General features: G+C 41.0%; 21 protein-coding genes. All 21 read left to right on the forward strand.

Annotation, left to right across the window (positions count from 1 at the left end; genetic code table 11):
* Positions 1 to 13 precede the first annotated feature (13 nt).
* The 21 genes from IEX80_RS24290 to IEX80_RS24390 all read left to right on the forward strand — a co-directional run bounded on the left by IEX80_RS24290 (position 14) and on the right by IEX80_RS24390 (position 20,839).
* Entirely contained in the window at positions 14 to 931 is a 918-nt protein-coding gene (locus IEX80_RS24290; RefSeq protein WP_176625123.1) for a hypothetical protein, read from the forward strand.
* Positions 919 to 1,914: an STELLO glycosyltransferase family protein gene (locus IEX80_RS24295; RefSeq protein WP_188834429.1), complete on the forward strand. Its 996-nt coding sequence runs from the start codon at positions 919 to 921 to the stop codon at positions 1,912 to 1,914. Before IEX80_RS24290 ends, IEX80_RS24295 begins: the two co-directional genes overlap by 13 nt.
* Before the next feature lie 54 nt (positions 1,915 to 1,968).
* Positions 1,969 to 2,991 (forward strand): glycosyltransferase family A protein, encoded by a 1,023-nt coding sequence (locus IEX80_RS24300; protein WP_188834430.1) that lies wholly within the window; start codon positions 1,969 to 1,971, stop codon positions 2,989 to 2,991.
* A 4-nt stretch (positions 2,992 to 2,995) separates the two neighbouring features.
* Positions 2,996 to 3,904: a glycosyltransferase family 2 protein gene (locus tag IEX80_RS24305; RefSeq protein ID WP_188834431.1), complete on the forward strand. Its 909-nt coding sequence runs from the start codon at positions 2,996 to 2,998 to the stop codon at positions 3,902 to 3,904.
* Positions 3,905 to 4,299: 395 nt separating this feature from the next.
* A complete protein-coding gene (locus IEX80_RS28040) occupies positions 4,300 to 4,530 on the forward strand; it encodes an acyltransferase (protein ID WP_371328325.1) in 231 nt (76 codons plus the stop codon).
* Positions 4,527 to 5,426 (forward strand): NAD-dependent epimerase/dehydratase family protein, encoded by a 900-nt coding sequence (locus tag IEX80_RS24315; protein ID WP_090529981.1) that lies wholly within the window; start codon positions 4,527 to 4,529, stop codon positions 5,424 to 5,426. Before IEX80_RS28040 ends, IEX80_RS24315 begins: the two co-directional genes overlap by 4 nt.
* Positions 5,405 to 6,550 (forward strand): glycosyltransferase, encoded by a 1,146-nt coding sequence (locus IEX80_RS24320; protein ID WP_090529985.1) that lies wholly within the window; start codon positions 5,405 to 5,407, stop codon positions 6,548 to 6,550. Before IEX80_RS24315 ends, IEX80_RS24320 begins: the two co-directional genes overlap by 22 nt.
* Before the next feature lie 9 nt (positions 6,551 to 6,559).
* The gene (locus tag IEX80_RS24325) at positions 6,560 to 7,492 is read left to right on the forward strand and encodes a glycosyltransferase family 2 protein (protein WP_188834432.1); all 933 of its coding nucleotides are present in this window, start codon (positions 6,560 to 6,562) and stop codon (positions 7,490 to 7,492) included.
* Positions 7,489 to 8,640, forward strand: coding sequence for a glycosyltransferase family 9 protein (locus IEX80_RS24330; protein ID WP_188834433.1), 1,152 nt, complete (start codon positions 7,489 to 7,491; stop codon positions 8,638 to 8,640). Before IEX80_RS24325 ends, IEX80_RS24330 begins: the two co-directional genes overlap by 4 nt.
* A 56-nt stretch (positions 8,641 to 8,696) precedes the next feature.
* Entirely contained in the window at positions 8,697 to 10,085 is a 1,389-nt protein-coding gene (locus IEX80_RS24335; protein WP_188834434.1) for an MBOAT family O-acyltransferase, read from the forward strand.
* Positions 10,085 to 11,194, forward strand: coding sequence for an alginate O-acetyltransferase AlgX-related protein (locus IEX80_RS24340; protein ID WP_188834435.1), 1,110 nt, complete (start codon positions 10,085 to 10,087; stop codon positions 11,192 to 11,194). Before IEX80_RS24335 ends, IEX80_RS24340 begins: the two co-directional genes overlap by 1 nt.
* The gene (locus IEX80_RS24345) at positions 11,191 to 12,051 is read left to right on the forward strand and encodes a glycosyltransferase family 2 protein (RefSeq protein ID WP_188834436.1); all 861 of its coding nucleotides are present in this window, start codon (positions 11,191 to 11,193) and stop codon (positions 12,049 to 12,051) included. Before IEX80_RS24340 ends, IEX80_RS24345 begins: the two co-directional genes overlap by 4 nt.
* A gap of 42 nt (positions 12,052 to 12,093) precedes the next feature.
* On the forward strand, positions 12,094 to 13,035 hold the full coding sequence (locus IEX80_RS24350) for a glycosyltransferase family 9 protein (RefSeq protein WP_188834437.1): 942 nt from the start codon (positions 12,094 to 12,096) through the stop codon (positions 13,033 to 13,035).
* Positions 13,028 to 13,954, forward strand: coding sequence for a glycosyltransferase (locus IEX80_RS24355; protein ID WP_229701747.1), 927 nt, complete (start codon positions 13,028 to 13,030; stop codon positions 13,952 to 13,954). The genes IEX80_RS24350 and IEX80_RS24355 overlap by 8 nt, the downstream gene beginning before the upstream one ends.
* Positions 13,944 to 14,798 (forward strand): hypothetical protein, encoded by an 855-nt coding sequence (locus IEX80_RS24360; protein WP_090530008.1) that lies wholly within the window; start codon positions 13,944 to 13,946, stop codon positions 14,796 to 14,798. The genes IEX80_RS24355 and IEX80_RS24360 overlap by 11 nt, the downstream gene beginning before the upstream one ends.
* Before the next feature lie 102 nt (positions 14,799 to 14,900).
* Positions 14,901 to 15,725 (forward strand): glycosyl transferase, encoded by an 825-nt coding sequence (locus IEX80_RS24365; protein WP_188834438.1) that lies wholly within the window; start codon positions 14,901 to 14,903, stop codon positions 15,723 to 15,725.
* A 120-nt stretch (positions 15,726 to 15,845) separates the two neighbouring features.
* Positions 15,846 to 16,661 carry a hypothetical protein gene (locus IEX80_RS24370; protein WP_188834439.1) on the forward strand — a complete coding sequence of 272 codons (816 nt, stop codon included), beginning with the start codon at positions 15,846 to 15,848 and terminating at the stop codon, positions 16,659 to 16,661.
* On the forward strand, positions 16,640 to 17,602 hold the full coding sequence (locus tag IEX80_RS24375) for a glycosyltransferase family 2 protein (RefSeq protein WP_229701748.1): 963 nt from the start codon (positions 16,640 to 16,642) through the stop codon (positions 17,600 to 17,602). The genes IEX80_RS24370 and IEX80_RS24375 overlap by 22 nt, the downstream gene beginning before the upstream one ends.
* Positions 17,602 to 18,600: a glycosyltransferase gene (locus IEX80_RS24380; protein WP_090530021.1), complete on the forward strand. Its 999-nt coding sequence runs from the start codon at positions 17,602 to 17,604 to the stop codon at positions 18,598 to 18,600. Before IEX80_RS24375 ends, IEX80_RS24380 begins: the two co-directional genes overlap by 1 nt.
* Positions 18,597 to 19,625, forward strand: coding sequence for a glycosyltransferase family 4 protein (locus IEX80_RS24385; RefSeq protein WP_188834441.1), 1,029 nt, complete (start codon positions 18,597 to 18,599; stop codon positions 19,623 to 19,625). Before IEX80_RS24380 ends, IEX80_RS24385 begins: the two co-directional genes overlap by 4 nt.
* Positions 19,622 to 20,839, forward strand: coding sequence for a glycosyltransferase family protein (locus IEX80_RS24390; protein WP_176625159.1), 1,218 nt, complete (start codon positions 19,622 to 19,624; stop codon positions 20,837 to 20,839). The genes IEX80_RS24385 and IEX80_RS24390 overlap by 4 nt, the downstream gene beginning before the upstream one ends.

The raw sequence follows: 20,839 nt of genomic DNA on the forward strand, positions 1-20,839 counted from the left end.
CACATTAGCCCAAATGAGTAAGGTTGCCTTGATAATTATTTACAACCACCAGTACAATAAAAACATACCTGTTTTAGAAAAAATTTATCATAATAGATTTACCAACATCTACCATTTGGTTCCTTTTTATACCGGCGATTTATCCAATGTAATTTCTGTTTATGAAAACTCATTCTACTTTCAGGGATATGTTACCCAGAGCTTGGGTTCTTTTTTTGACGATAAATATGATCACTATTTTTTCGTTGCAGATGATCTGCTGTTGAACCCCGCAATAAATGAGAACAACTATGCGGGCTTTTTTAAACTAAAAGCCGGCACATGTTTCATCCCTGAGCTTATCAACCTGCATGAAACCGACCTAAACAAGCGTTGGGAAAGGGTGGCCGATGGCTTTAATTATAACATAGAATTGAGTGGTGTTGAAGCGAAAAGCTTTCTTCCCGATTACAACACCGCTTTAGCTATATTCAATAAGTTTGGTTTATCGGTAGGGCCTTTGAATTTCAGGCAAATTTGGGACGCCCCAAAAACACTGAAAGACTGGTTTACAATGCCACTGCGGGAAGTATTGCGCTATTTAAAAAACCTGATCACTAAACAACAACACCATCTTCGGTATCCTGTGGTTGGTGGTTATTCAGATGTGTTTATTATAAGTGCCGATACCATCAAACAATTTAGTCATTATTGCGGCATAACAGCCGTAACTAAATTGTTTGTGGAGGTTGGTTTGCCTACCTCGTTAGTATTATCGGCAAATGAAATCGTTACCGAAACAGACCTTAACTTAAAAGGTTTCCCATTGTGGACAGCTCAAGACTATACCATACTCGATAAATACAACAATAGCCTTACCGATCTTGTAAATAATTTCCCGGAAAATTTACTTTACATCCATCCCATTAAACTTTCTAAATGGAAAGCCTAAAAAAAGCAATTGTAATAACATCAATATTTGAACCAACAGAGGCCGTCGTTTCTTTTTCAAAACTGTCCGATTATCACCTGATAGTAGTTGGCGACAAAAAGTCGCCCAAAGATTGGCACTGTGATAATGTTGAATATCTTTCTGTCGACCGGCAGGAAACATTACCATATCAATTATCAAAAGTGCTGCCCTTTAACCATTATTGCCGTAAAATGCTCGGTTACCTGGCGGCCATTGGGCAAAAAGCAGCATATATAATTGATACCGATGATGACAATTACCCAAAGGGGAATTGGGACTTTCCGGTATTTGAGAGTGAATTTGACATGATAGACGGGCCTGCAGGATTTGTTAATATTTACCAATACTATACAAAACAAAAAATATGGCCCCGCGGGCTCCCGCTCGACCTTATCAATACCGATTTTCAGATTGAAAAATTTACTTCAAGACAAAATTGTAATGTTGGGATCTGGCAGGGCTTAGCGGATGAAGACCCTGATGTAGACGCGATTTACCGCTTAACAGATAATACCCCATGCTATTTTGATGACAAGCCACCCATTGTTTTAAACCGTGGAACGGTTTGTCCGTTTAACACTCAAAATACCATAATACGGAAAGAGTTATTTGCATTGCTTTATCTTCCAACATATGTAACATTCCGCTTTACGGATATTCTTCGTGGTTTAGTGGCACAGCCAGTTATGTGGCTTTATGGTTATCAGCTTGGTTTTATCAATGCCACGGTTGTGCAAAAAAGAAACCTGCATAATTATATGGATGATTTCACATCAGAGATACCCATGTACCAGCATTGTAACAAAATAGTGGATTTAGTAACTACTGTTATATCTGCGGATAATACAGTTGAGGTTAATCTGCTGAATGCATATAAAGCATTGTTAGAAAATAATATAGTTTGCGAAAAGGAAATAATTACACTGGAAAGCTGGCTCGCAGACATCACATCGCTCCAATAAAACAATCAAGTCGGGAAAAAGACGAGCAGTTATATATTTTACCCCATCAATAATTTGAGCCCCGGTATATCCGTCATAGTTTGCTGTTACAATAGCAGCAAACGGCTTCCCTTAACCATTAAACACCTGGCCTTACAACAAGCAGCTGTTAATTGGGAAGTTATTATCGTTGATAACGCCTCAACAGATGGGACAGCTACCACAGCTGCGGCCGAATGGGAGAAATACAAGCTAACCAATGTTCCGTTCAGTGTTTTGAATCAACCGATTGCAGGATTGAGCCATGCGCGAGACATGGGCTTGAGCTATGCCCGGTATGAATACCTTCTTTTTTGCGATGATGATAACTGGCTTTGTGATGATTATGTTGAACGTTGCTTCATGATTATGAACGATGATAGCCAAATTGGTGTATTAGGGGGATGTGGAGTGATAGAAGCTGAACAACCAGCCCTGATTACTGAAGATCTACTGAAATTCACCACGGTTTGGGGCCCTCAAACATGGGCAGCGGATAGCCATTGGGTTTACGGTGCCGGGGCTGTTTACCGGAAAAGTATCCTGCTTGAACTAAAGAACGCCAATTGGAGGCAGGTAACAACCGGGCGGATAGGTAAAAAACTGCTTTCGGGCGAAGATGTTGAGATCTGCCTGATGAATTATTTGATGGGCTATAAGATCCTCGCCGATGATAACCTAAAATTTAAACACTTTGTTCCCCATCAAAGGCAAAATATCGACTATATATTAAAGGTTGCATTTTGGTTAAATTACAGCAGCGTTTTGCTCAATGGCTATTTTGCACTGGTTAATGATAATAAACGGCCTATCGAACAGATCATAAATCACGATCTGCTTTCCGCAGCAAAATCCTTAATCAAGTTAACGGTTAACTTGTTTTATCAAAAGGTTAATAGATCCCGGCCTGTAAACGTCGAACAAAAAATTTCATACTACAAAAAATCTGGCCAGCTCAAATCGCTGTTAACTAACAGGCAACTGATAAAAAATCAGTACCAGCATATAAAACAATTATTAAAAATTGTAAAAACAGCCCAGGCTTTCACAAGCTATTAAGCTTATGGGATATTCCGTACCGATACTTTTTTTAATATTTAACCGCCCGGCTTTTACAGAAATGGTTTTTGAAGCTATAGCTGAAATTAAACCTAAATACCTGTATATAGCTGCCGACGGACCAAGACCTGATAAACCCGATGACATCGACCTATGCGCTAAAACACGTTCGGTAATTGAGCGCATAAACTGGGATTGTGAAGTTAAAACACTATTAAGGGATAAAAACCTCGGCTGCAAATCGGCAGTTAGCGAAGCCATCAACTGGTTTTTTGAAAATGTTAACGAAGGCATCATTTTAGAAGACGACTGCCTGCCCGATAGAACATTTTTCCCCTTTTGCGAGGAGCTGTTGACAAAATACCGTTTTGACGACAGGGTAATGTCAATATCAGGTTCAAATTTACTAACCGATGGCTGGAAAAAAGATGCCCAATCATATCATTGGGGGTATGGCGGTATCTGGGGTTGGGCCACCTGGAAACGTGCATGGAAACTTTATGACATAGAAATGAAAGACTGGCCCAAGCAGCAAATAAAGGATAAGGTTGAAGCTCAACTTGGTACTACCGACTGGTTCCGTAGTTATTACGGCATGTTTGAATCATCCTTTAACAAATCATTAAATACCTGGGATATTCAATGGTTCTATAGCATTCTGATCAACGGTGGCATGGCCATTAATCCTTGCGTAAATCTTGTAAAAAATATCGGCTATGGGAATGGGACACATACGCATTCGGCAGATGATGCTATTGCCGATCTGCCATTGGGCACAATGACATTCCCGCTAAAACATCCTAAAAAAATGCTTTTGGATATCGCTTATTTAAAACAGGTTTATGCCCGGCTTAACAAAAAATACAAAAGTTCTGTTATACGCAGGGCGCTTCAATTTTTTAAGATAGCATAATGAAACAATTCATAAAACGGTTATTGCTTGGCCTTTTTGAAAAAATAAACCTTGTCCATTTAATTTACCTGCTTAATGAAAAACAGGCAAAACGCAACATTCAGTTAAGCATTACCGATCTCGGGGCCACTTTTTATCCGGAGGCGGTGGTTTCGAACTCGCTCGACAAATCAAGAATAGTGGTTGGCAAAGGAACCCATATCCGGGGGATGCTCAATATATTTAAATACGGCGGTAGAATTGTGATTGGCGAAAACTGCTACATTGGCGATCACACCAGGATCTGGTCGGGCGAAAGCATAACCATTGGCAATTTTGTGCAAATCTCACATAATGTAAATATTATGGACACAAATGCGCATGAGCTTGAAGCCATTGAAAGGGCCGAACGGTGGATGGACCTGGTACACAACGGGCACTGGGCCGATAAAGGCAATGTACACACCGCACCGATAATAATTGATGACTATGCCTGGATCAGCCTGAACGCTGTAATTTTAAAAGGCGTTACCATTGGCAAAGGCGCTATCGTAGCAGCAGGAGCAGTGGTTACTAAAAATGTTGAACCGTTTACCATGGTTGCCGGGAACCCGGCAAGTTTTATAAAAACATTACCACAGCAATGAAAATACTTGTCATAGGCTCCAAAGGATTTATCGGTTCGGCCTGTTACAGCTATTTTAAAAATCAGCCAGGCTATGAAGTTTATGGCGCTGATGTGGTGGTAGAATATGACGATCCCAACTACTTTTTAATTGATGCTATCAACGCCGATTTTAAGAAGGTATTTCATAAACAACAGTTCAATTGGTGTATTAACTGTGCAGGGGCTGCGTCAGTGCCCGAATCATTCAATAACCCTGAGCGCGATTACCTGCTAAACGTTTATCACCTTGTGAGCATCCTCAATGCCATAAAAGAAGGTAATGCCAATTGCAGGCTCATCCAATTGTCAAGCGCGGCAGTTTACGGTAATCCGCAAATGCTACCTATTACAGAGTCCCATACGCTTAATCCGCTCTCACCCTATGGTGTGCATAAAAAACAAGCCGAAGAGCTCTGCCAGCTATATCATACTCATTTTAGCTTAAATGTTCATATCTTCCGTGTATTTTCGGCATATGGAGCCGGTTTGAAAAAGCAGCTGTTTTGGGACCTTTACAAAAAATCGCAGACTCAAACAAATATCACATTGTTCGGTACCGGTAACGAAACACGCGAATTTATTCATGTTACCGATATTGTAAATGCCATGAACCTATTTGTCAATGCCGATAGGCCCGGGTTCAGCATTACAAATATTGCTAATAATAATACCATCACTATAACAACAGCAGCCAAAACTTTTTTGAAATATATAGGCTTTAGCGGCGGTTTATCATTTACAGGCACCAACCGCGTTGGCGATCCGTTATACTGGCAAGCCGATAACAGCCGGCTAATTAGCCTGGGCTACCAACAAAAAGTAAATTTTGAGGATGGTATTAATATCTATTGTAAATGGCTAAAAGGAAAAGAATAGGACTAAGCTACACCTACAACGAAAACTGGATCGGCGGCACTTACTACATCGAAAACCTGGTAAATGCGTTAAACGCCCTTAATGATGAGGAAAAGCCGCATATTGTTTTGCTTACCGATAGTTACGAAAGCTTCAGGACGGCGCAGCAAAAATTCAACTATCCTTATATCAGCTTTCAGCTTGGTTCGGGCGAAGCAAATAAGGGTTTCCAATTGCTGAACAGGATAACAAACCGGCTGTTTAACATTCGTTTGTTTAGCCAGAAAATTAAAGCCCTTGATGCTGTTTTTCCTTATTATAAAAGTGAGCAACAATCGGCTGCTAAAAAGAAAATATATTGGGTAGCTGATTTCCAGGAACATTTTGCCCCTGAATTTTTCAGTAAAGACGATATTGCCTCGCGCCTGAAAAACCAGCAGGAAATTCAAGCCTCTACCGGGCATTTAATTGTGAGCAGCAATACTGCGCTCGGACATTTCAAATCCATTTTCCCTCAGCATACGGTTAAGATAAACGTTCTGCCTTTCGCAGTAGCGCATCCTCCGTATCAGGATATCAACATCAAATTACTGCTTGAAAAATATCAGTTGCTCGCCCGTTATTTTATCTGCCCCAACCAATTCTGGAAACACAAAAATCAGCTGGCAGTTTTGAAAGCAGTTAAAGAACTAAAAACGAAAGGCATTGAAATTACCGTAGCTTTTACCGGTAATACCAACGACTACCGGAACCCTCATTATTTTACGGAGATGAAAGCGTTTGTCGAAGACAATAACATCGGCAACAACATTAAGTTCCTGGGTTTTATTGACAGACGTGATCAGCTTCAGTTAATGAATAATGCCATTGCCATTATACAGCCTTCGTTGTTTGAAGGCTGGAGCACTGTTGTGGAGGATGCTAAGCTAATGAATAAATTTTTACTGGTTTCAGATATTGAGATCCATAGGGAGCAACTGGTTAACAGCTCGGCATGCTTTTTTAATCCGCATAATGTTAACCAGTTAGCGCAACTGCTTCAGCAGTTCAGTGAACATCAAACCCCTCCCCCGCTCTTTGAAAGTAACACTTATCATGAAAGCGTTAAAAAATTTGGCCGAACATTTCTGCAGATCATTGACTGAACAAAAAACATGACCCTTCCCGATCTTCAGTTATACCGTTCAAACTTTATTAATAAAGGCGTTCAATTGCCCCTGCCCATAGTAGCCGGTACCGAAAACGGATTATTGCACCAGTTACCCCTACCTCCGTCCGGTAAAACCGGATGGCCTTGGGATGAGGAAGTTGCACCAGTTATTTATGATAACAGAATAAACTGGCCTAAGCTTACCATCGTAACCCCATCATATAACCAGGCCGATTTTCTGGAGCAAACCATCAGGGCCGTGCTTCTGCAAAATTATCCCAACCTGGAGTATATCATCATTGACGGCGGCAGTACCGATCAATCCAAACAGATTATTGAAAAGTATGCCCCATGGACCAGTTACTATCAAAGTGAAAAAGATAGCGGGCAAAGCCACGCCATCAACATGGGCTTCAGCCTTTCTTCGGGCAGGTACCATGCATGGATCAACAGTGATGATTATTACCTTAATGGTATTTTCCACAAAGTGGTGAGCAAGTTTATAAGTGCTAAAGTCGATTTTATATACGGTTACGGAAACGACTATAATGTGGTATCCGGCAAAACAACCACAACGCGGGTATTGCCTTTTATTGATTATTTTATCAAGATTCCGAGTCTCGTACAGCCCTCCACTTTTTGGAGTGCCTCCATTCATGAGCCCGTCTGGGAGGAGCTTCATTGCTCCCTTGATTTTGAATTATGGCTCAGGCTGGTAAAAGGACACAGCAGGGCATTGATCAAAGAGCCGCTTTCCGTTGCCAACGTGCATGACCAGGCCAAAACTCATTCGCCAAAAATGAAGGCCCAATGGGAGGCCGATCATCAGAAAATATGGGCGGCAGATGCTCACGGCACTGTTTATGAATGGAAGAAAATTATTTTTTTAAACAGGATCAGGATCAAATTATATAAGGTATTTGGATATTATTCATGATGTTGCTAAAAAGAAGTACAAACAAGATCCGGAGGATCTTATTCCATTTCTTTAACCAAACGTCCCTTCCTTTTAAAAGTAACCGGATTTTAATTGTAAGACTTGATGCTATTGGTGATTACATTCTTTTCAGAAACTATGTAAGATGTATCAAACACGCACCAAAATTTAAAGGCTATAAACTGACGCTCCTTGGAAATATAGGATTTAAAGATATAGCCGAAGCATATGATAAAGACGTTATTGATGAATTTATCTGGATAACGCCCTCATTAATTTATGATATAAATGAAAAAATAAGGTTATCATTTGCCATTAAAAAAAAAGCATTTGATATCTTAATCAATCCGGTTCATTCAAGAGTTTTTCACACTGACGAGTTTATATCCCAACTTGGAGCCAAACAAAAGATTTGCAGCAGCGGCGATTATACTAATATGGAATCATTAGAAGAATTAAAACGCTCTTATAAATTTTATGATAGTATTATAGATGTGCCCGGAATTGACTATTTTGAATACTTGAGAAATCGCAAATTTATTGAAACCCTTACAGGTCAAAAAATTGACACCTCCTTAAATTTGCCAACCAAAAGTAAGTCAACCAAAAAAAGGGTTTTGCAATTGGTAATATTTCCCGGTGCGGGCCAGGAGTATAGAAGATGGGGAACAAATTTATTTGCAACAGCAATTGATTCCATAATGGCAAATTCAACATTTAAAGTTACCGTTACAATTGCGGGCTCATCTGCAGATTCATGCCTGGCTACGGAAATAATATCACAATCAATAAACAAAGAAAAAATTGAAGATAAAACCGGTAAAACTAACCTTGTTGAATTAATTGAACTTATTAACAATGCAGATTTACTAATTTCAAATGATACCAGTGCTATACATATTGCTGCAGGTACACAAACTACCGCAATTTGTATCTCCAATGGCAACCATTTCGGTCGTTTTGTTCCCTATCCCTTAAACATAACAAACAATATATACACGTTTTATCCTTCTGAAGAGTTTAGCAATAAACATAACTATGCATTACTGAACGATTTATACAAGCGCGGCTCCAACCTGAATATCAACAATGTCGATCCTATTGTAATCAGTAATAAGGCAATATCAATTCTTAATAATGCAAGCTAAACCAGGTGCCGACGTCAAAATTATTGTGAACTAAATTATATATCTGCTTTTTTTAAATGCTTTTTAACTCCCTGTTGTTCCTTATATTTTTTGTAATTGTAACTATTACATATTACCTGCTGCCGCATAAATTAAGATGGATGTGGCTTTTAGCCGCAAGCAGCTATTTTTACATGTACTTTAAGCCGGTATACATCCTCATCATTCTTTTCACCATTATTGTTGATTATTGTGCCGGCATCCTGATAGAAAAAGCCACAGGCAAAACCCGCAGGTTTTATCTCATTTTAAGCCTGATCACCAATATTGGTGTACTGGCCTTTTATAAATATTTCAACTTTTTGGCCGCGAACCTGAATTTGCTATCTGACACATTCCATGGCCCGCAATTACCATTGCTTGATTTTATATTGCCTATTGGCTTATCGTTCCATACATTCCAGGCTATGAGCTACACCATTGAGGTTTACCGGGGTAATCAACCCGCCGAGCGTCACTTTGGCCTTTATGCCTTGTATGTAATGTTTTACCCGCAAATGGTAGCAGGCCCAATTGAACGGCCCCAGCATATTTTGCCCCAGTTACACCGGGTGAACAATTTCCGAAGCAGTAACTTGATAACTGGTTTATTTTTTATGGCGATGGGCCTGTTTAAAAAAGTGGTGATTGCCGATAGACTGGGCCTTTACGTCGACCCTGTTTTCAATAATCCGCATGGTCATTCGGCACTTGAACTGCTCGTAGCTACCTATTTTTTTGCATTCCAGATCTATTGCGACTTTAGCGGGTATTCGGATATCGCGGTTGGCACGGCCCTCGTTTTGGGTATCGAGCTAATGCAGAATTTTAACTTGCCCTATCTCGCCTCCAATGTTTCTGATTTTTGGAAACGCTGGCATATCTCACTTTCCACCTGGTTTCGTGATTATTTGTATATCCCGTTGGGGGGCAGCAAGATTAATTTCCGGGTAACCTGCATTAACCTGCTTATCGTATTTATGATAAGCGGCCTGTGGCATGGCGCCAACTGGAAATATCTTGTTTGGGGCCTGATTCATGGTTTGCTGCTCGTTGCTTACCAGTTATTCAACAAGTACGATATCGGGATCAAAGGCTTTACCTTCCTGAAATGGCTTTTCACTTTTAACCTGGTTTCTCTTGCCTGGGTGTTTTTCAGGGCAGCTACAGTATCCGATGCTTTTTATATTTTAAGTAAAATATTGGCCGGTAAAGGATTTACCTATTCGGCCGGTAATTTGATGTCTGTCCCTGAACTTTGGTATTGTGCCTTTATTATCATTATCCTGCTTTTAGGCGAACGTTATTTGCGAAAAGCGAAAGATTATTCAAACACAACAAAGGCGGTCATTATAGGCGGGCTTATCCTTGCCTGTTACTTTTTAGGGATCTTTAACGAAGCTCAGTTTATTTATTTCCAGTTTTAATGCGTAAGGTTACCAGTTTATTCATATTGCTCATTAGTGTTGCGTTGCTGCTTAGTTCCATGAACCGGTCATTCATCAATAAATTATATTTTGACAAATATTTCAGCCACATTTATTCCAAAACAACAAAGGAAACCAACTGGTATAAAGCCTTTTTTTCCTATTCGGACAAGTGGCGCTATGGCGATCTTTACGGCATGTCAAATCTGCCTCAATACAAATTTGAACTCGAACTTTTTAAACACTACAACCCCAAACCCGGCAGGCAAAACACCAATAGGGTATTATATATTATAGGCGACAGCTTTTTGGCAGATAAAATACTTTATGGCGCTTTTGATGCATTTGATAATGTAATTTTCCTTGATCGTCGTTTTGCCTTCGGTCCAATTAAACTGGATAGTACCAAACAAAACTATCTCATAATGGAATTTGCCGAGCGTAACCTGGTCAGCTATGATATCAGCAAAACAGATGAAACAAGGTGGACAAATAATGAAATTAAAAATGGCCTAAATTTTAGTAATGCCCCCCGGTTGGGTAACCAACCGCCGGCAGCATCTATTTTTGAACGGGTAGGCAATGTCATCTTTAACAAGGATCTAAGCCGCAATCTCGAACTAATTCTTTTTGATAATAAACTGGCGACCTCTTTCAAAGAGATCAAAGCATCACTCAACTATAAACTTTTTAATCGCGTAGCCAAAGAGGTAACGGAGAGTACTGATAAAAAAAGGCTTTTTTATAATACTACCGTCGATACCGCCAGTTTACAGTCAGCATTTAGGCCTAAAACCAGGGCCGCTTTAGATTCTATAGTCCGCAAACTGGATATTGCACGCGATTATTATCGGGCTATTGGCTTTAAAAAGGTTTTCCTTTCAGTGATCCCAAATGCGGTTTCAATCTATGACGATAAACGGATGCCTTATAATCATCTGTTAGAAAGAGTTGAACAAAAAACTGATCTTCCTGTAATACCACTATACAAAACTTTCAAAGCCGAGAAGCGCAATCTATTCTACCGCAGTGACACACACTGGAACCCGCAGGGCTTGGATACCTGGGTAAATGAAGCGGACAAGGTATTAACATCAAACCTCAATTGAAGCCATTTTTTTCCATCGTCATGCCGTTGTATAACTGTGAGGGCACCTTACAGCAGACATTAGATAGCATCAATTGCCAGGCTTTTAAAAACTACGAACTGGTTTTGGTTGATGGTGGTTCAAATGATGATACACAGTATATCATCAGTAATTTAAAAAAAACAGGTAAGGTTGGTATCCAGTTCATTTCTGAACCCGACAAGGGCATTTATGATGCTATGAACAAAGGAATTGATATGGCGAGCGGTCAATGGCTTTATTTTATGGGTGGCGATGATATTTTCAACAGCTCCGCAGTGTTGGATCAGGTTTATCAGGCCATCCAAAATGAACCTGCTGATCTTATATATGGTAATGTAACAGGCGCTACATCAAAGACGAAATATACGGATGATACTATTGATAAAGTATTATCACGCGGCATCCATCACCAGGGCATTTTTTATAAACGCGGGATATTTAATTACACCGGTAAATACAACATAAAGTTTAAGGTAGCTGCTGACTACCATTTAACATTGAAAGTATTTTGTAACCCCGTATTTAAAACCAAATACATCAATCTGGATATCGCGCGTTTTGGCGAGGCTGGTTTAAGCTCATCAACTTATGACTATCGTTTTTTCAGTTATCATTATAAGTTTCTGTCAACACGTAAAGCCCTCGGCAATATCAATGATAAAGCCACATGTTTGCAGCAATCAATTTACTGCTGCCTGTGGCTGGCGAAGGAAAAACAAAGCATAACTTTTGCCTGGTTCAATATTTTATACTACATAACTGGGTTAAACGGGCTGAGCATTCCATTCAGGTTTAAAACATTTTTAAGAATGATGTACTGGAGTATGAAAAGGTAAGATGATAATACGCTTAGCTGTTGGAAGCCTCAAAGCAATATTTTGAAAAACCGAATTAAAACTATAAAATCAACGCTGTTTTACTTTTATAAATACGGTATACCATCCTATATCATTGCTTTTGGCGAATCGCTGGGCGATAATCTGCTGCTCACTGTATTAAGCCGGGAGCTCTACGGGCGCAGAAATAAAAATATCTGGGTAAAAAGTAACCAACAACAACTCTTTGAGCATAATCCGAATATCAAACTTATTTTACCTTTTGGGGCATTATTATCGGGTATGCTTCTTAAAGCCTTCAACGTAAAAACTGTTTTTCCAAAATACACAGTTTATCACCCCGAAACCGACGGCGACGAAATACCCGAAAAGCATATCATTTTAAAAATGGCCGATGATTTACAGCTTAAAGGTAAAATAGATCTTAAGCCCGTTTTAATTTTAACTGCTAATGAGCTGGAAGCAGCGCAGTGGGCAAAAAACCATATCGTAATAACAACATCCGGCTCAGCAGCATTGTTCCCGATGGGTAATAAAGAATGGGACATTAAAAAATATCAACAGGTTGTTGATCTGCTTTGCCAAACCCACAAATTCATCCAGTTAGGTTCTCAAACAGATGCGCCGCTGAAAAACGTTATCGATCTGCGCGGGAAAACTACTATCCGGCAAACAGCAGCCATATTAAGTAATGCCGCCCTTTTGGTATCACACGTAGGGTTTATGATGCATCTGGCACGCGCAGTCGACTGCCGGTCGGTAATCATATATGGTGGGCGCGAAAGGCCAGACCAATCGGGGTATATCAGTTTTAAAAATGTATACTCTGCGGTTGAATGCTCACCATGCTGGTTACATAATACCTGCCGTTACGATAAAAAATGCATGCAAATGATTTTACCTGGCACAGTTGAGGCGGCTGTAATAGAACAGTTGGCTTTAATTAACGAACCTTTACCTGCCGATATCTTATATAATGGCTAAATTAAGCGTAATCATCCCTACTTATAACCCGGATACAGCAAGATTACAGCAAACGCTTTCGGCCTTAAAAAGCCAATCACTGCCTGCCAACCAATGGGAGTTAATCATTATCGACAATAATTCATCTAACAATTTCCGGCAGCAGCTTAATTTAAGCTGGCACCCTGCCGTTCAAATTATAGATGAAACAAAGCAAGGTTTAACCTATGCCCGGCTTAAGGGTTTCAATGAATCAACGGGCGATATTATAGTAATGGTTGATGATGATAATATGATTGAAGGCGGCTATCTTGAAAAAGTCCTTAATATATTTGGCCAAAATCCCAAAATGGGCGCTATAGGTGGTAAATCAATCCCATTGTTTGAAACTAACCCTCCCGAATGGCTGTGGGAGTTTTACGGAAGCCTGGCCCTGCGCGACCTTGGCGATACCCCCTTAACAGCGGCATGGAATAATCAATATCCAACAGCTGCACCCATAGGCGCAGGGATGGCTATAAAACGCGAAGCGCTATCATCCTATTTGGAAAAAATAACACAGGGCAAAAACAACATCAGCGATAGGTTGGGTAACTCCTTAAGCTCCGGCGGCGATAACGATATTGTGCTCGAGATCCTTAAAGGCGGCTGGCAGGTTGGTTATTTCCCTCAGCTCATACTACAACATATTATTCCTGCTCAACGTATGCACGCAGGTTACCTTGCACGTTTGCTTAACAATACCAATAAATCATGGGTGCAGCTACTGCAAAGCCACGGTATAAACCCATGGCAACAAATTACAAAATCGGGGGCTACATTACGGAAAGCTAAAGCCTGGTTTACCTACAAAGCATGGAAAAATGCTGCGGCATATATAAAATGGCAGGGCGCATGTGGTATGTATGACGGCCTTATAAAGAACAACCATGCTCAATAAAATAAGCAATTCACTGGCTTATCGCTTACCAGTACTTTACAGGAGCTTACTTAAATATAAGCCCCTTGTTGTAGGGCAGCCCAAAGCATCATCGGCTTATACTGTACTTATGATGACAGGCAAAAGCATCATAGATATGACGCGCCTGGCCGTATATTCTATTGCAAAATATTGGGAAGAGATTCCTAAACTGATCATCGCATCCGACGGATCGTTATCTCCGGAAGAAATCAAAAGTAAATTTAAGTTTTGGCCGGGTGAGCTTATTGTTAAGCACTGGCAACAAAGCGCGGTATATCATCAGGGCAAAAACAGGATCAATCTTTTAAACTATGCCGAGAGCCATGTGCTTGGCAAAAAATTGGCTGTGATACTTCACCAGGCCGAGATCCAACCTGTAATATGGATAGACAGTGACATACTTTTTTACAAGGATTTTAAAAAATATATTCCCCAACATAACGGGTTTGTTTGCGGCGGAAGCCAGGAGGGACACTCAACTTATGATGACCGCGTTTTGAATTTCTACGGTAATAACCTCTATGATACTTATACCTTCAGTTCGGGCTTATTAATTATTTATGGGCCCAGAATTTGCGAAGACTTTCGGCTGGAGGAATTATTGTTTCATGTAAGTAACTATGTGCATTATTTTACCGAACAAACTATTTTTGCTCATATAGCAAGTTCATCAATTGGAATACCCTGGACAACAAAGATTATAAAAAACGATCACCAGGACAGCCAACAGATTAAGCCTATGAAAAAAAAAGGCATCGTGGGCAGGCATTATACTGCAAACGTCCGACATTTATTCTGGCGCGACTCGTTGTTTAATTTATAGCTTTCCTTGTTACAACAAGTCATTAATTTTTTATACCGCAATCCGCGTTCACAATTACAAAAATTCAGGCGTTTTGGTGGCTATTTCAATTACCGAAACATAATGAACGGGCGTAGGGAGATGGAACAGCGTTCGCTTGAGTTGCCCCCGGTAGTTTCACATACTAATGGGTTGCCGATTTACTTTTTAACAGGTAAAAACTACCTGTACCAAACGCTTTATTGCATCCAATCGTTAATTAAGTCAACTGCTGCGCAATTTAAATTCATATTGGTTGATGACGGCAGCTTTAATGCTGCACTGGTGGAGAGGGTAGCAAAACAGCTGCCCGGCACACAGGTAATTACAGTGAAGCAAATCAGTGAAAACCTGCAAAACACATTGCCCGAAACATGTTATCCGTACCTGCATAAAAAAAGAGCAGTATATCCTCACATTAAAAAACTAACAGATGTGCACACCATCCCAGGCGATGACTGGAAACTGGTACTGGATTCGGACATGCTTTTTTGGCACGAACCCAAGGAGATAATTACCTGGCTTTACGCCCCGCAACAACCTTTGCACATGATTGATTGTACAGAAGCTTATGGATATTCTCAGCAATTAATGGAACAACTGACCGGAGCACCTGTAAAACCGTTGCTTAATGTGGGGGCTATCGGATTAAAAAGCGAAGCTATTGATTGGGACAAGCTGGAAAACTGGGTTAAAACACTGGAGGAGCAGGAAGGAGCTTCTTATTATTTAGAGCAGGCGTTATCGGCCATGATGATAGCCGACACTGATGCTGCTGTTTTAAAAGCCGGAGATTATATTGTTAACCCCGGCCCGGATCAGATAAAAAACAAAACAGGCATTCTTCATCACTATGTCGACCTTTCAAAAGAAGGTTATTTTAAACAAGCCTGGAAACATTTTTTATAACCCGTGTCATTAGGTAAAATAGCATACAAGTATTTTTTTAAACCAACCTTTTCTATAAGGTATCATATCAGTCATTTCGGGCTGAAAGGTTGGCTGAGCATGCGGCGGGGCGAGCGGCAAATGAAAAAAGCAGCGCTGAAGTTATCCCCGGTAACATTATCTTCGGATTATAAATTGGAGGTAAGTTATCTTACAGGTGCTAAATACTGGCACCAAACTATTTTTTGCGCCTATTCCCTTGCCAGGTTATTGAAAGGCCATGTACGCATCAATGTTTATTCAGACGGCACTTTAAGCCCGGAACTAAGCGGATTTATCATCAAGGCGCTCCCTAATGTCAATATCATTAGCACTAAAGACCTGAGCACACAAATTGACGAAGTATTGCCTGAAAAGGATTTTCCGCTGCTAAGGGCCTTACGCGAAGAGAATGCATTTTTCAGGAAACTGGTAGATATGCGCATCAACAATCGTTATATCATACAGTTGGATAGCGATATGCTGTTTTTTAATGAGCCGAAAGAACTGATCGACGCTTACAGAAATAATGAAAACTACTTTATGCAGGATACCATACCTGCTTCTTATTACGTTTTACCAGAGGATGTTATCAGCAAGGACCTGAACATTTCCATGTGCAAAAAGATCAACAGTGGCATTCTTGCCTACAATTCATCAAAAATAGATTGGCATTTTGTTGAACGTACCTGTGCATACCTTATGAAAAATGTACAGAATGTTCACCCCCCCATGTTTGAGCAAACATTAAACGCAATAATTATATCCTGGCTGGAGGGGAAGCCTTTAAACCAGCCGTACCGGATACTTTACGCCGATAAAAACGAAAAAACAAATTCGTCTGATATTGTTCGTCATTATATCTTCAAGGCTAAACTGCCTTATTTTACTACCGAGTGGAGACAAGTAATCCGATAGTTTCCGTTTGCATGCCCGTCTATAATGCAGGCAAATATATTGCAGAAGCCGTTGGTTCGGTGCTCAACCAATCGTATACCAGCTGGGAGCTGATCATTGTTAACGATGGCTCTACTGATGATACAGCCGCTGTACTTGATCAGTTTACCGATCCACGCATCAGCGTTCATCAGCAGGAAAACAGCGGGCAGTGCGTTGCAGCAAACAAGGCCTTTGGTCTTTCAAGCGGCCGGCTTATTAAATTTATGGATGCCGATGATGTTATCTCGCCCGGTTATATTGCCGAACAGGTTAAACGGATTGGAGATAACGATGATGTAGTAGCCTCAGCCGCCTGGGGCCGTTTTTATCACGATGATATTAGTTCCTTTAAAGTAAATGAAGACCTCATCAGGGAGGATTGTAACCCCATTGACTGGCTGGTATCGTCCATGGATGGCAAACAGGCCATGATGCAATGCGCTCTGTGGTTAATTCCGAGAGCTGTGCTTGAAAAATCAGGATTGTGGGATGAGCGCCTGAGCCTGATCAATGATTTTGAATTTATCATCAGGGTATTGCTCAATGCCAGCGAAATTCGTTTCGCCGAAAATTCGCTGCTCTATTATAGAAGCGGGCTGCAAAGCTCCTTGTCGTCATTAAAATCGACAAAAGGCGCCCAATCCGCCTATGATTCCATCAATATGGGTACTTCACACATGCTGGCTTTTGAACCCAGCACCCGCGTTAAAAAGGCATGCGCTTCCTGTTTTCAAAACTTTATATACTCTTTTTACCCCTTCCATAAAACACTTATTAAAGGGGCGGAACATAAGATAAAAGACCTTGGCGGCACAACTTCAACATTTCCGGCAGGCGGTTACACCCGCTTACTTCAAAAAATTATCGGCTGGAAAATCGTGAAAAAATTAAAATTGCTGCTATCAGACGCACCCCAATAATGACGCGTTGCCGCATTTACTTATTTACTTATAAAAGGAACCACCTGTTGACGCGCGCTGTAAAAAGCCTGCTTAACCAAACTGTTACCGGTTGGGTCTGCGAAGTGCACAATGATTGCCCCGAGGATCCTTTCCCTGCGGCGTTTATTTCGTCATTAAATGACCATCGGTTTATCATGAAAAACCACGCTAAGAACCTTGGAGCTGTCGCTAGCTTTAACCTCGCTTTTGCCGGTTGCGATGAGCCATACGTCAGTATCCTGGAAGACGACAACTGGTGGGAGCCCGACTTTTTGAAAGAGATGACGGCGGTTATGGATAACGATGCTAACATAAAAGTTTCATGGTGCAACATGGTACTTTGGCATGAAGAACCGGGTAACCTTTGGACAAATACACATAAAACTATCTGGCCTGACGGGCAATCTCAATACTTTTGGTGGCCACAACACAGGCAGGCCATAAGTGCTTTACACTCGAACGGAGCTATGTTGTACCGCGGGGAGCATGCATCAGCATACTTAGTGCCGCAGTCTATACTATTTAATGCAGTCGAACTGATCAGGGAGCGTTCTTTTGAGCATCCGATTTACCTTCATGGTAAACCATTAGCCAATTTTGCTGTTACCCTGGCTACGGCGCGCGATAACGATCGGTATAGCTGGATAGCTACACAGGTCATGCTGTTGGCAAGCTTCATTACGGCATCTCCAGACAAAACGAAAACCATGAAGGAAAGTCTTGCATACCACCGGCTGCAAAGACCAGTCCCTACGGCTACATTTTTCCTTGCCAATATCTTTATCCTGAAGGACAATCGAATATACAAATACTTTACCATTGCCGACTGGCTGCTGTTTGGAAAATGGCTACTTGGCAACGGCCGTCAATTAAATTACATCAAACAATACATTGCATTGCACTCGGACACTTACCAGTTCCTCCTCAGACAAACCGGGTTAAGATACCGGGAAGCTGAGCAACACGCACAAAATTGAAAATAGCCATTATAGTAAACCCGCTGATCCCGGTGCCTCCCGAGCAATACGGCGGCATCGAACGCATTGCTTTTATGCTGATCCAGGAACTTAAAAAAAAAGGCCACGATATTACCCTGTATGCCAATGAACATTCGCAGCCGGGCTGTAAACTCATTAGCTACCATGAATCGGCAAATTATGGCGTTAAAGATCTGGTGAAAATTAACCGGCTTACATCAAAAATTGCTTTTCAGCATTTTGATATTGTACATACCTTCGGTCGCATGAGCAATATTGCGTTGCTAATGTTAAGCCGAATCCCAAAAATCGTATCCTATCAGTTGCCCCCTACCGTATCGCAGGTAAAAAAGGCAGTAAGTATCGCTCATAAAAACACATTGAAATTTACCGCTTGCAGCAATTACATAGCCAATCAAATCAATGCGTTTGCTGATGTAACTACTATTTATAACGGGGTGGATTTAAACGACTACGATTTTAATGCAGGTGTTCCCAATGATGCCCCCCTCGCTTTTTTAGGCCGGATCCAGCATGAAAAAGGGACAGCTATTGCTATACACACGGCAAAAAAAACAAATCAAAAACTGGTAATAGCAGGCAATGTACCCAATGAGCCAATACACCAGCAATATTTTAATGAACAGGTAAAACCCTATATTGATGGCGAGCAGATCAAGTACATAGGCCCGGTCAATAACCTTCAGAAAAATGACTTGCTTCGTAACTCAAAAGCTTTCCTGATGCCGGTAACCTGGGATGAGCCCTTTGGTATTGTAATGGCCGAAGCACTGGCCTGTGGTACACCCGTTATCGGTTTTAATCGCGGCGCAATACCGGAGATAGTCATTAACGGGTCAAATGGCTTTGTATGCGCCACAGAAGCCGACATGATAACGGCGATTAACAGCATTGACTCAATCAGCAGGGCCAACTGCCGGAAGATAGCGGAACAAAAATTTAGCGCCGGTGTACTGGCCAAACAATACGAGGAATTATACCAGCTGGCAACGCGTAAAGATTGAAAAACGTTACTTTTATAACTACCGGCCAGCCAACTACTAACCCTCGCCTCGTGAAGGAAGCCGAAACTTTGCACAAGCTTGGTTATAATGTTAAAGTGATCTGCTGTTTTTACCAGCAATGGGCCCAAAAAACCGATGAAGCTTTAACAGGCAAATATCCCGGTATGTACATTTATTGCGGAGGCGATCCGGTGATACAAAAAGCAACTTACCTTAAAACCCGTATTCGCCAAAAGTTAAGTACGCTGCTGTTTAAATATACCCGGCATTTCGATATACCTGAAAACGCTATCAGCCGCACACATACCGAAGCGTTGTCTATAGCTAAAAAAATAAAAACAGATCTTTATATCGCCCATAACCTCGGCGCCTTGCCCGCAGCCATACAGGCAGCAAAACATTACAACGTAAAAGTTGGTTACGATGCGGAAGATTTGCATTCGGGACAGTTTGCATCAACTCACAATGAAAGTTACAAGCTCAATAAATACATTGAGGAAAAATACTTTCCTCATGTTGATTATTTTACTGCCGCCAGCCCGCTCATTGCAGAATTTTATCAACGCGAATACCGCTATTTAAAACCTGTTGTAATAAACAACGTGTTTCCTAAAACAGCGCTGCAAATCAGCCCTAATTATAAAGCTCACGAACCATTAAAACTGTTTTGGTTTTCGCAAACGGTAGGCCCCGAACGAGGACTGGAAGATGTAATTAAAGCGATAGCTGCTACAAATGGCCATGTTCGGTTACACTTGTTAGGCAGTAGCAATGAAACTTACAGATCTGCATTGTTGAACCTCGCCAAAGAATTTAAAATAAGTGATGATCAACTTTGGTTTCATGAGCCCATTGGAGCGGGCGAGATTTTCGATTTCGCGAGCCAGTTTGATATTGGCATAGCCACCGAAACAGGCATTCCTTTAAACAGGGACATCTGCCTTACCAATAAGATCTTTACCTACATACAATGTGGACTGGCAATGATAGTGAGCGATACGCAGGCGCAAGCCTTATTTATGGAGCAATATCCGGATACAGGAAAACTATACCAAAAAAGCAACCTGCAATCACTAACGGATTGCATTAGCTTTTACCTCCAAAACCCGGATATTTTATACCAAACCCGTTTACAAAACTACCAGCTTGGCCAAACAGCATTAAACTGGGAAACCGAAAGCCGTACCTTTTTAAGTCTTGTTCAAAAAGTATAA

Origin of the sequence: Mucilaginibacter rubeus (assembly GCF_014643835.1) — a bacterium.
Classification (GTDB): Bacteria; Bacteroidota; Bacteroidia; order Sphingobacteriales; family Sphingobacteriaceae; genus Mucilaginibacter; species Mucilaginibacter rubeus.